Here is an 11,301-nt window from a genome sequence, read left to right on the forward strand (position 1 = left end):
TAGGTGGCGGGGCGGCGATCATCCTGCGACCGATACCCATGTGCCCCCGGCAGCGGCAGAACGGGCAGCTGCATCGGCGACTTCCCAGACCGCGAGGCCATCACGGAAGGTGGGCCAGACCGGCCTGCCCCCATGGATCGCGGCAAGGAAATCGCGTGCCTCGATGATGATCTGGTCCTGAAAGCCGGTGCCATGGCCGGGGCCGACGCAGAAGTTCCGGTAGTCGGGATGCGCGGGGCCGGTCAGGATCTTGCGGAAGCCGCGCTCGGCCTCGGGCCCTTCGGCACGGTAGAGCCAGATCGCGTTCTGGTCTTCCTGATCGAAACGGATGGCGCCCGTCGTGCCGGTGATCTCATATGCATAGCCCATCTTGCGGCCGGTCGCGATGCGGCTGAAATAGAGATGCCCGATTGCGCCGCCAGAGAAGCGGCACATGAACTGGGTATGGTCGTCGTTCGTCACCGCTTCCGGCCCCTGTTCCCCCTGCCGGGTCGCATGGACCGTCTCGACCATCGCCGAGAGGCTGGCGACCGGACCCATCAGCGCCAGCGCGCAGTTGATCATATGGGGGGCGAGGTCGCCCAATGTGCCGTTGGCCATGCCCTTGGTCCGCCAGTTGGAGGGGAGCGAAGGATCGGCGAGGAAATCCTCGGTATGTTCGCCGCGAAACCAGGTGACCTGACCGATGGCGCCGTCGGCAATCAGTTGGCGGGCGAATTGCGTGGCGGGCGTGCGGACGTAATTGAAGCCGGTCATGTTGGCGACGCCCGCGGCCTCTGCCGCCGCGACCATCGCGCGGGCATCGGCGAGCGCGGCGCCGAGCGGCTTTTCGCAGAAGACCGGCTTGCCAAGCGCAAGGGCCGCTTCGGCGATCTCGCGGTGGAGCGCCTGCGGGGTGGCGATGACGACTGCTTCAACGCGCGGGTCGGCGACAAGCTCGTGCCAGTCGCGCGCGGCGCGATGGAAGCCGAAGGCGGCGCGGTAGCGTTCGGCCGAGGCGGGCGATCCGGCCGCGATCATTTCGAGCCTCGGCCGAAGGGGCGTGTCGAAGACCGCGCCCACCGCGGCATAGGCCACCGCATGGGACTTGCCCATATAGCCGCCGCCGATCAGCCCGATCCCAATCTCCGGCATTGCCGCCCTCCCGTTCCGATTTGCGTTTGCAACCGGTTGCAAAATTTCTATACTCCCCCGCAGAGACCCGCAACCGCAATTCTGCGGCCCGTGGGCAGAGAGGATCAGCGGATCGTGGCGCAGCAGGCAGCATCCTTCAAGGCCGGGCAGGCGCAAGCGGCAGGAGGGTCGGTCCTGCAGAACCTGTCGCGCAACCGCTTCCTGATCCTCGGCCGCGCGGGACTGGACCTTTACGCCGACCCGCCCGGCACGCGGATCGAAGAGGCCCGCAGTTTCGCCGCCCATCTCGGCGGATCGGCGGCGAATATCGCGGTGGCGCTCGTGCGTCAGGGTGCGGAAGCCGATCTGGCGACACGGCTTTCCGACGATGCGGTCGGCCGCTTCTGTCAGGCGGAGCTTGACCGATACGGCATCGGCCGCGCCCATGTCCGGCTGACCGGCGGCGAGCGGCGCGCCTCGCTCGCCGTGGTCGAGACGCGGGCCGAGGACTGCCAGTCGGTGATCTACCGCAATCATGCGGCCGATCTGGCGCTGGAGGTGGCGGACATCGATTCGATTGACTTCAGGGACTATGGCGCGCTGGTCGTCACCGGGACCGCACTGGCCGAAGAAGGTTCCCGCGCCGCCACACTCACTGCGCTGCGCCGGGCACGGGCGGTGGGAATCGCCACGGTGATGGATGTGGATTACCGGCCCTATTCCTGGCGGTCGTGGGAGGTCGCGGGCCGCGTCAATCTGGAAGCCGCGCGGCTGAGCGACATCATCGTCGGCAATGATCTGGAGTTCGGCCTTCTGGCCGGTCGCGTCGAGGACGGGCTGGCGAAAGCGCAAGGCCTCGTCGCCGAGGGCGCGGCGATCGTGGTCTACAAGAGGGGCGAGCATGGCGCGGTCACCTTCGCCCGGGGCGAAGAGATTGCGACCGGCATTTACCGGACAGAGGCGCTTAAGCCCACCGGTGCGGGCGATGCCTTCATGGGTGGCTTTCTCGCGGCGCTTGCCGCCGGGCAGCCGCTCCGCGGCGCGGTCCTGCGCGGCTCCGCCGCTGCGGCCATCGTGGTATCGCGGGTGGGCTGTGCCCCCGCCATGCCTACCGGCACGGAACTCGACGCTTTCATCGCCAGCCAGCCCGAACCTGTGTGAGGCCCAAAAATGCATATCGCGCCCCATGACAACCAGAACCGCCCCATCGTCGATGTGGATCATCCTCTGGTGCCGCTGAACTATTTCAACATCGTCCGGCTGAAACGCGGCGAGAGTTTCACCTATGCGGTGCCGGGCTATGAGACCTGCATCGTGCCTGCGACCGGAACCCTGCGGGTCGAGGTCGGCGGCCAGCGCCATGAAGATCTGGGCCAGCGGACCCGCGATGTCTGGGACGGCGAGCCCGAGGGCGTCTATGTGCCGAGCGGGATGGAGGCGCAGATGGTCTGCCGTTCGGACGCGGCCGAGGTGTTCGTGGCGGGCGCGAAATACGACCGCGTGCTGGAACCGTTCGCAGTGCGGGCGGACGAGATCGACCGTGTCCAGTATGGCTCGGACGAGACCAAGACCCATCGCAAGATCAAGCATATCCTCGGCACGGCCTATCACGACCGGGTCGGGCGGCTTCTGGTGTCGGAGCTTTTCACCGTGGGTGCCGGCGGCTGGTCGGGATTTCCGAGCCACAAGCACGATACCGACCGCCTGCCAGACGAGACGCGTCATGACGAGACCTACAATTTCCGTTTCCGTCCGGCACACGGCTCTGGCCTGCAGATGCTGCAGCGCGAGGACAATGCGCCGGGCGACGCCTATCACGTGATGGATGGCTCGACGGTGCTTATCGACAGGGGCTATCACCCCTGCTGCGTACTGCCGGGATATGAGATGTATTATTTCACCATCCTCGGCGGCCTCAGCCAGCGCAGCCTGAAGCAATATTTCCAGCCGACCCACGCCGACCAGCTGAAGACCATTCCGGGCATCATGGACATGGTCGCGAAGTTCAAATGACCCGTGCCACCCTGTCCGAGGTCCTTCAGCCTGCATTGCAGCGCGGCCATGCGGTGCCGGGCTTCGTCTGTCTCGGGTGGGAGGATGCGCGCGCCTTCACCATGGCGGCGGAGGAGACGGGGCTGGCAGTGATCCTGCAGGCGGGGCCCGGATGCCGGGCCCATACGCCGCTGCCGGTGATCGCGGCGATGTTCCGGCATCTGGCCGACAGCGTTTCGGTGCCGGTGGTGCTGCATCTCGACCATGGCCGTTCGGTCGAGGAGGCACGCGAAGCGATCGGTGAAGGGTTCACCTCGGTGATGTTCGACGGATCGACCCTGCCGCTTGAGGAAAATATCCGCCAGACCACTGAGGTGGCACGGCTGGCCCATGCGGCGGGCGCCTCCTGCGAGGGCGAGGTGGGGTTCGTCGGCTATGCGGGTGGTGCGGCCTCGGCCCGGACCGATCCGGAGGAAGCCGCGCGTTTTGCCCGCGAGACCGGCGTCGATGCGATGGCGGTGGCGGTCGGGAATGTGCATCTGCAAGAGGCGCCAGGGGGCCATATCGACGAAGCGGCGGTCCGTGCCATTGCGGCGGCGACGCGTGGGGCGGTGCCGCTTGTCATTCACGGCGGGTCCGGTGTGCCGCCTGATCAGCGCGCCCGCCTCGCCCGCGCGACGCCTATCTGCAAGCTCAACATCGGCACCGAACTGCGCCAGACTTTCGGGGCCGCCCTGCGCAAGGCCCTGCACGATCAACCGGGTGAATTCGACCGGTTGAAGCTGCTCGGTCCGACAGAAGCGCCGATGGCGGCGCAGGCGGCCCGGATCCTGCGCGAACTGGCTAGATGAGGCCGTAACCGGTGGCCGCCGAGACCGCCTGACTGCCAGTCTTGGCCCCAAGCTTGGTCTTGGCGTTCTTCAGCCGCTGCTTCACTGCCCCTTCGGACACGCCAAGCATGTTGGCGATTTCCTTGACCAGATAACCCTGTTTCACGAGGCTCAGCGCCTCTAGCTCGGCCTGGGTCAGGTTGGTCGGCGGCGCCATCGCCACATGCAGCCATTCGAGCTTCTGTGCGAGGGCTGCGATCTCGGCATCGTCGAACTCGCGATCGCCGCGCGCGAAGCTGCCGAAGGAGCGCTGGCCTTTGGGGCCGGGGTCGTCAAGGCTGATCGCCACGCCGAAGCGCAGCCCGTGCTGCGCGGCATCGGCCAGAACGCCGCGCGGATCGGTCACGGCGATCTCGCTCCACCGTGCGGCGCCCGCGTTGCGGTAGACCCATTGCATCACCGGATCGAAGACCATGTAGCTTTGCTGGGTATAGCGATCGATCCAGGCGGTCGGCAGCGCGTTATGCTCGGCCAGCGGAAAGGCGAAGCCGATCCTGAGCGCGATGTAATATCCGCCCGGCGCGAGGCTCGCGAATTCTGTGCCTTGCGCGCCCCCCTCGACCCGCTCGGCCCGGATGAATTCCTTCGTCAAGTCTTTTGCATTCCGCAACAGCGTTGTACGATGAACTTATGCCATGCAAATTTTGGCAAAGAAAGAAAACATTGTTCGTGGGTGGGTGGGGCGATGACGCAGGCGAACGAGCTGTTGAAGCGGCTGCACGCGAAAAGTTTGGGCGGCTTTGCGATCGGCCTGCATATCCAGTACACGACGCCACGCTATTTCTTTCAGTCCTACGACCGCGAATGGTTCGAGATCTATTCGGCCCGCGGGCTGCTTCTTCACGATCCGATCGTGCGCTGGGGCTTTTCGAGCGAAGGCACGATTCGCTGGAGCGCGCTTGCCGAGATGGACGATATGGGGGTTTTGACCCAGGCTGCCGACTACGGCATGCGCTACGGGGTGGCGATTTCCGTGGTGCGCGGGAATTCACGCTCGATCGCCGGATTCGCGCGACCGGACCGCGAGATGTCGGATATCGAGATCGCGTCGCTTCAGAAGGATTTCAAGGCCTTGCATGACGAGACGCTGGGCATGCTGGTCCTCAGCCCCGACATTCACGAAACACTCAGGCAGATGTCGATCTATCTGACCCACGGCTAGGGTCAGAGAGGTTCGATATCGCCCTCGGCGCGCGCGGCATGGAAGGCGGCGGTGAACTGGCCCAGCCGTCCTTCGGCAATCGCCCCACGCAGGCCCGCCATCAGTTCCTGGAAGTAATGCAGGTTGTGCCAGGTGAGCAGCATCGAGGAGATGATCTCTCCCGACCGGAAGACATGGTGCAGATAGGCGCGGGAATAGCTGCGACAGGCAGGGCAGGTGCAGTCTTCGTCCAGCGGGCGGGGATCGTCGGCATGGCGGGCGTTCTTGATGTTGACCTGACCGCGGCGCGTCCAGGCCTGTCCGGTGCGGCCGGACCGCGAGGGCAGAACGCAATCCATCATGTCAATGCCGCGTTCGACCGCGCCGACGATATCGTCGGGCTTGCCGACGCCCATCAGGTAGCGCGGCTTGTCGGCAGGCAGCATGTCGGGCGCGTAGTCAAGGACGCCGAACATCGCCTCCTGCCCCTCGCCCACCGCGAGGCCGCCGACGGCATAGCCGTCGAAGCCGATGGCCTTCAGAGCCTCGGCGCTTTCCGCGCGCAGGTCCTGCGTGACGCCACCCTGCTGGATGCCGAAGAGCGCATGCCCCGGCCGGTCGCCGAAGGCGTCGCGCGAGCGCTCGGCCCAGCGCATCGAAAGGCGCATGCTCTTCGCGACCGCCTCGTCCGTCGCGGGCAGCGCCGGGCATTCGTCGAAACACATCACGATGTCGGAGCCGAGAAGCTTCTGGATTTCCATGCTGCGCTCGGGCGTCAGCATATGGTCGGAGCCGTCGATATGGCTTTTGAACCGCACGCCCTCTTCGGTCAGCTTTCTGAGATCGGCAAGGCTCATCACCTGAAAGCCGCCCGAGTCCGTCAGGATCGGCCTAGCCCAGTTCATGAACCGGTGAAGGCCGCCCAGCCGCGCGATCCGTTCGGCCGTCGGGCGCAGCATCAGATGGTAGGTATTGCCAAGAAGGATGTCGGCCCCCGTCGCCCGCACGCTTTCGGGCAGCATCGCCTTCACGGTCGCGGCGGTGCCCACCGGCATGAACGCCGGAGTGCGGATGTCGCCCCGGGGGGTGGAGATCACGCCGGTCCGGGCCTTGCCGTCAGTGGCAGTCAGGGTGAAAGAAAATCGCTGGGTCATGGGCGGCCCTTAGCGCAAGGCCCGGGCGGATTCCAGCGTCCGTTGGTGCGGCGGCGACCCTAAGGCCGCCGCCGGTCCTTCGTCAGTTATTGATTTCAGCCGCGGGCTTGTCCTTGATCGTGCTCCACTGGCCGTTTGCCTCGGTGATGAAATAGGCCTGATCGGCCACCCATTTCTCGGCCACCGGCCGCGCGAGGTTCAGGTAGAGCTTGCCATCGACGATCTTCCAGACCTCGGGGTCGCCGTCGAATTTCTTGCCGAAGGCGGTGCCGAAGGCGCAATAGCCGCCGAACTGCGGGGCGTATTTCGCCGGATCGGCCTTGAACATCTCAAGATGTTCCTGGCTCGCGAACCGGTAGGTCGCGCCTTCGTAGTCGGCGGTCAGATCATAGGCGCCGGGCTGCGGCGCGCCGTCGGTGAAATAGCTGACCGGATCATAGCCGCGCAGCGCGAGGCCGGTCGAGGTGACGTTGATATCATACTCACCGGCAAGGGCCGCGGTGGCCAATGTAAGCGCCAGCGCCGGGGCGAGCGCCAGCTTGCGAATGAACGGGGACATGTGAACTCCTTTCAAGACTGCTTCGAATGACTGGGGACTTAGCAGCCGGCCCGCGCCTTCCGGAAATCAGGTCGCGGTGAGGCCGTGTGAGTTGACGTGAGCTTGGTGCGGTGAAAGGCGGGCCGCTGTGCCGCTGCGCACATGCCGCCTCGCAAGGCACTGAAATTCATGAGGAACATAAAAGAGAGGCCGCCTTTCGGCGGCCCCGTGATGCACATTAACGTGACTCTTGCGGTCTCGGGCCTAGCCGCATTTAGAATGGCCGCAGGACGGGCAGGTCATGCAGCCTTCGGACTTGATCATGCCGAACTGGCCGCACGACGGGCAGGCAGGCCCGCGTGGGCCTTCGCCCACCGCCACGACTTGCGCTTTGGGATCGGTCTTCAGGCCCATCCCCTCGCCCTTCAGGAAGCCGATCGCGATCATGTGGCGTTCGATCACGCCCCCGATGGCAGCGAGGATCGAGGGGATGTAGCGCCCTTCCATCCAGGCGCCGCCGCGCGGGTCGAAGACCGCCTTCAGCTCCTCGACCACGAAAGACACATCGCCGCCGCGCCGGAAGACCGCCGAGATCATCCGGGTCAGCGCCACCGTCCAGGCGTAATGTTCCATGTTCTTCGAGTTGATGAACACTTCGAACGGACGGCGGTGGCCGGACTGGATGATGTCGTTGATGGTGATGTATATCGCGTGCTCGCTGTCGGGCCATTTCAGCTTGTAGGTCGCGCCTTCCAGCGCCTGCGGCCGGTCCAAGGGTTCGGAAAGATAGACGACCTCGCCGCCCATCGCGGCGCCCATGTCGGCCTCGGGCGCCTTCTCGGAACTTTCCGAAACCGTCAGGACCGAGCCTGTCACCGCATTCGGGCGGTAGGTGGTGCAGCCTTTGCAGCCCTGATCCCAGGCGGCCATATAGACATCCTTGAAAGCGTCGAAGGAGATGTCCTCGGGGCAGTTGATGGTCTTCGAGATCGACGAATCGATCCATTTCTGCGCCGCCGCCTGCATGCGGACATGGTCGAGCGGCGGCAGGGTCTGGGCATTGACGAAATGGTCGGGCAGAGCCTTGTCGCCGAACTTCTCGCGCCAGAGATGGACGGCGTAATCGACCACCTCTTCCTCGGTGCGGCTGCCGTCCTTCTGCAGGACCTTGCGCTTGTAGGCATAGGCGAAGACCGGTTCGATCCCCGACGAGACATTGCCCGCGTAAAGGCTGATCGTGCCGGTCGGCGCGATCGAGGTGAGAAGTGCGTTGCGGATGCCGTGGACGCGGATTGCGTCCCTTACGTCGTTGTCCATCTGCTGCATGTTGCCGGTGGCAAGGTATTTCTCGGCGTCGAACAGCGGGAAGGCGCCCTTTTCCTTCGCGAGATCGACCGAGGCGAGGTAGGAGGCCCGCGCAATCGCATGCATCCAGTCCTCGCAGGCCTGTGCCGCCTCTTCCGATCCATAGCGCAGCCCGACCATCAGCAGGGCATCCGCCAGCCCCGTGACACCCAGCCCGATCCGCCGCTTGGCGCGGGCTTCGGCCTCCTGCTGGGGCAGCGGGAAGCGCGAGGCATCGACGGTATTGTCCATCATCCGGACTGCGACCCGGACGAGATCGTCAAGCGCCGAGAGGTCGAGCGCGGCCTTCTTGCCGAACGGGTCCTTGACCAGCCGGGCGAGGTTGATGGAGCCGAGGAGGCAGGCGCCGTACGGCGGCAACGGTTGTTCGCCGCAGGGATTTGTCGCTGCGATTTCCTCGGCATAGGAAAGGTTGTTCATCCGGTTGATGCGGTCGATGAAGATCACGCCCGGTTCGGCATAGTCATAGGTCGCCCGCATGATCTTGTCCCAGAGCGCCGGCGCCTCGACCGTCTTGTAGGTGCGGCCCTCGAAGGTCAGGTCCCAGGTGCCGCCCGCCTTGACCGCGGCCATGAACGGGTCGGTGACGAGGACGGAAAGGTTGAACATCCGCAGACGCGCCGCATCCTGCTTGGCCTCGATGAAGGCCTCGATATCGGGATGGTCGCAGCGCATGGTGGCCATCATCGCGCCCCGGCGCGAACCGGCCGACATGATGGTACGGCACATCGCGTCCCAGACATCCATGAAGCTCAAGGGGCCCGAGGCGTCGGCGGCGACGCCCTTCACTTCCGCCCCGCGCGGGCGGATGGTCGAGAAATCGTAGCCGATGCCGCCGCCCTGCTGCATGGTCAGCGCCGCTTCCTTCAGCCCGTCGAAGATGCCGCCCATGCTGTCGGGGATCGTGCCCATGACGAAACAGTTGAAGAGCGTGACATTGCGCCCGGTGCCCGCGCCTGCGGTGATCCGGCCGGCGGGCAGGTATTTGAAGCCTTCCAGCGCGTGGTAGAACCGGTCCTCCCACTTCGCAGGCTCTTTCTCGACCGAGGCGAGCGCGCGCGCGATCCGCCGCCAGCTGTCCTCGACGGTGCCGTCGATGGGCGTGCCGTCAGCCTCTTTAAGCCGGTATTTCATGTCCCAGATGGCTTCGGCGATCGGGGCGGAAAAAGCGGTCATGGAAGGTCCTCGGCAGGCTTTGTCAGGTGTTTCGGGAAGGACAACCACCCTACGCCCGACGGCCGGGTCAATCAACAGCCGAATGCGGCCCGGCGTCTCCGTCACGCGAGATGTGGTAGGTCTCAGCCCCGCCCGAGCATCGCGCCCAACCCCTGACCGGCAAGCGCGATATCCTGCATCAGCCGGTCGAGCGGCACGCCGTCGATGGCCGAACCGGAAATGGCCGTCAGCACGAACATGAAATAATCCGCAGCGCTATCGGCGACCTCCGGCCGGTCGCGGGCGATGAGGGCATGGGCCTTCTCCCTCAGACCGGCGCGCACCTCGGCGGTCAGCGCCCGCGCGCCGGAATCGGTGCAGTTGCGCGTGCCGTCCAGCACCAGACAGCCCCGCGCCGTCGCGTCGCCGGTGCCCGCGCGCGCGGCGTCCTCAAGAACGGAGATCAGCGTCTCGTAGGCGGGCCCATCCGCGTCCAGCCGCGCGAAGAACCGCCCCTGCGTCCCCGCGTAATGCGCGACGGCGCGGGCGAAGAGCTCTCGCTTGCTGCCGTAGGCGGCATAGAGGCTGGGCGGATTGATCCCGATGGTCTGGGCAAGCTCGGCCACGCCCACCGCGTCATAACCCTTTTCCCAGAAGAGCCGCGTGGCGGCGGCCACGCCCGCCTCCGGGTCGAAGGCGCGCGGGCGGCCGGAGCGTTTCACCTTTTCTGTATCGGTCACTAAAAAAACCTCTTGCGGGCCGAATCCGAATTCTGTATCGACCACTACACTAAATCCGCGCCAGCCGCCACCGGATTCGGCGCCCCCTCTGAAAGGACCTTCCCATGCGCACCCGCACTTTCGCGGGCTGGCTGATGCTGTCTGCATCGCTGGCCGCTTCCCCTGCCCTCACGCAGGAACTCACCCCCTACCCCGGCGCCTCGGATATCGCGCCGCCGATGGTCCATAATGACCATTACGACCTGGTGCTTGAGGCCGGAAAAGGCGCAGATATCGACCCTGCCAAGGGCTACCGGATCGACGATCTGGGTGCGGGAGCCTTCATGGTGACCGAAGGCATCTATCAAATGATGATCGTGAAGACCGACGAGGGCCTGATCGTCGTCGACGCCCCGCCGCCGATCGGCGACAAGATCCTGAAGGCCGCCGAGGAAATCGCGCCGGGCGCGAAGATCACCCATCTGGTCTACAGCCACGCCCATGTCGACCATATCGGCTTTGCTGCCCAGATCGTCGCCACCAACCCGGGGATGGAAATTGTCGCCCATCAGGAGACCGCCGACATCCTCGCCCGTGCGGGTGACGCCAATCGCCCGATGCCGACCGTGACCTTCGACGGGATCGACCAGCCCTTCACCCTGACGGCGGGCGGCCAGTCGTTGGAGCTGAACTATTCCGGCCCGAACCATGAACCCGGCAATATCGAAATCTGGCATGCAGACAGCCAGACTCTGATGCTGATCGACGTGGTCTTCCCCGGCTGGATGATGTGGCGGCGGATGGCAATCGCCCATGACATTCCGGGCGTCTTCGACCTCGTGGGGTCGATCAACGCCAAGTACGATTTCAAGACGCTGGTCTCGGGCCATGTCGGCCGCACCGGCACCAAGGCCGACGTCGAGGCGCAATGGGCCTTCATGACCGACCTGCACGGGGCGGCGATGAAGGCGCTCGGCTCGACCGCCATCGCCGAAGGCATGCGGGCCGAGGATACGACCAATCCCTGGGCGGTCTTCGACAATTTCATCGACCGGGTGACGGTGCAGTGCGTGGCCGAGCTTGCCCCCACCTGGCGCGACAAGCTGTCGGGTTTCGATGTCTTCATCTATGACCAGTGCATGGCGATGGAGCAGAGTATCCGCGTGGACGGTCCGAGTCTCTGACCTCCTGTCCCTCGCGTAGAAACCGGCCGGGCGGCGGCCCGGCCGGTTTC

11 protein-coding genes are annotated in these 11,301 nt (G+C 65.4%); 5 read left to right on the forward strand and 6 right to left on the reverse strand.

The window, feature by feature from the left end:
- Positions 1–18: 18 nt before the first annotated feature.
- Positions 19–1,134, reverse strand: a complete 1,116-nt coding sequence (locus OU426_RS13975) for a Gfo/Idh/MocA family protein (RefSeq protein ID WP_267634644.1) — start codon at positions 1,132–1,134, stop codon at positions 19–21.
- 114 nt (positions 1,135–1,248) lie between these two features.
- Here OU426_RS13975 and iolC point away from each other — a divergent pair, with 114 nt between their 5' ends.
- From iolC to OU426_RS13990, 3 genes are read left to right on the forward strand one after another with little or no spacing between them, the layout of a single operon-like run.
- On the forward strand, positions 1,249–2,274 hold the full coding sequence (iolC, locus tag OU426_RS13980; RefSeq protein ID WP_267634645.1) for a 5-dehydro-2-deoxygluconokinase: 1,026 nt from the start codon (positions 1,249–1,251) through the stop codon (positions 2,272–2,274).
- Positions 2,275–2,283: 9 nt separating this feature from the next.
- Positions 2,284–3,126 carry a 5-deoxy-glucuronate isomerase gene (locus OU426_RS13985; protein WP_267634646.1) on the forward strand — a complete coding sequence of 281 codons (843 nt, stop codon included), beginning with the start codon at positions 2,284–2,286 and terminating at the stop codon, positions 3,124–3,126.
- A complete protein-coding gene (locus tag OU426_RS13990) occupies positions 3,123–3,956 on the forward strand; it encodes a class II fructose-bisphosphate aldolase (protein WP_267634647.1) in 834 nt (277 codons plus the stop codon). Before OU426_RS13985 ends, OU426_RS13990 begins: the two co-directional genes overlap by 4 nt.
- Here the strand turns inward: OU426_RS13990 and OU426_RS13995 are convergent.
- Positions 3,949–4,587 (reverse strand): helix-turn-helix transcriptional regulator, encoded by a 639-nt coding sequence (locus OU426_RS13995; RefSeq protein WP_267634648.1) that lies wholly within the window; start codon positions 4,585–4,587, stop codon positions 3,949–3,951. The genes OU426_RS13990 and OU426_RS13995 overlap by 8 nt on opposite strands.
- 93 nt (positions 4,588–4,680) lie before the next feature.
- Here OU426_RS13995 and OU426_RS14000 point away from each other — a divergent pair, with 93 nt between their 5' ends.
- Positions 4,681–5,157 carry an autoinducer binding domain-containing protein gene (locus OU426_RS14000; protein WP_267634649.1) on the forward strand — a complete coding sequence of 159 codons (477 nt, stop codon included), beginning with the start codon at positions 4,681–4,683 and terminating at the stop codon, positions 5,155–5,157.
- A gap of 2 nt (positions 5,158–5,159) precedes the next feature.
- On the opposite strand, the gene tgt is transcribed toward OU426_RS14000, so the two are convergent.
- The 4 genes from tgt to OU426_RS14020 form a co-directional block, all read right to left on the reverse strand.
- Positions 5,160–6,290 (reverse strand): tRNA guanosine(34) transglycosylase Tgt, encoded by a 1,131-nt coding sequence (tgt, locus tag OU426_RS14005; protein ID WP_267634650.1) that lies wholly within the window; start codon positions 6,288–6,290, stop codon positions 5,160–5,162.
- A gap of 82 nt (positions 6,291–6,372) precedes the next feature.
- Positions 6,373–6,849 (reverse strand): YHS domain-containing (seleno)protein, encoded by a 477-nt coding sequence (locus tag OU426_RS14010; protein WP_267634651.1) that lies wholly within the window; start codon positions 6,847–6,849, stop codon positions 6,373–6,375.
- A 243-nt stretch (positions 6,850–7,092) separates the two neighbouring features.
- Positions 7,093–9,369, reverse strand: coding sequence for an adenosylcobalamin-dependent ribonucleoside-diphosphate reductase (locus tag OU426_RS14015; RefSeq protein ID WP_267634652.1), 2,277 nt, complete (start codon positions 9,367–9,369; stop codon positions 7,093–7,095).
- 122 nt (positions 9,370–9,491) lie between these two features.
- Entirely contained in the window at positions 9,492–10,088 is a 597-nt protein-coding gene (locus tag OU426_RS14020; protein ID WP_267634653.1) for a TetR/AcrR family transcriptional regulator, read from the reverse strand.
- A gap of 104 nt (positions 10,089–10,192) precedes the next feature.
- Here OU426_RS14020 and OU426_RS14025 point away from each other — a divergent pair, with 104 nt between their 5' ends.
- A complete protein-coding gene (locus OU426_RS14025) occupies positions 10,193–11,251 on the forward strand; it encodes an MBL fold metallo-hydrolase (RefSeq protein WP_267634654.1) in 1,059 nt (352 codons plus the stop codon).
- Positions 11,252–11,301: the final 50 nt, after the last annotated feature.

The sequence above is a fragment of the Frigidibacter sp. RF13 genome (assembly GCF_026626305.1).
In the GTDB taxonomy this organism is placed as follows: Bacteria; Pseudomonadota; Alphaproteobacteria; order Rhodobacterales; family Rhodobacteraceae; genus TMP-24.

Excerpts from the sequence above, each read along its gene's own strand:
- OU426_RS13975 (WP_267634644.1), bottom strand. The coding sequence starts at position 1,134 with ATGCCGGAGATTGGGATCGGGCTGATCGGCGGCGGCTATATGGGCAAG.
- OU426_RS13990 (WP_267634647.1), top strand. The coding sequence starts at position 3,123 with ATGACCCGTGCCACCCTGTCCGAGGTCCTTCAGCCTGCATTGCAGCGC.
- OU426_RS13985 (WP_267634646.1), top strand. The coding sequence starts at position 2,284 with ATGCATATCGCGCCCCATGACAACCAGAACCGCCCCATCGTCGATGTG.
- OU426_RS14000 (WP_267634649.1), top strand. The coding sequence starts at position 4,681 with ATGACGCAGGCGAACGAGCTGTTGAAGCGGCTGCACGCGAAAAGTTTG.
- tgt (WP_267634650.1), bottom strand. The coding sequence starts at position 6,290 with ATGACCCAGCGATTTTCTTTCACCCTGACTGCCACTGACGGCAAGGCC.
- OU426_RS14010 (WP_267634651.1), bottom strand. The coding sequence starts at position 6,849 with ATGTCCCCGTTCATTCGCAAGCTGGCGCTCGCCCCGGCGCTGGCGCTT.
- OU426_RS14025 (WP_267634654.1), top strand. The coding sequence starts at position 10,193 with ATGCGCACCCGCACTTTCGCGGGCTGGCTGATGCTGTCTGCATCGCTG.
- OU426_RS14015 (WP_267634652.1), bottom strand. The coding sequence starts at position 9,369 with ATGACCGCTTTTTCCGCCCCGATCGCCGAAGCCATCTGGGACATGAAA.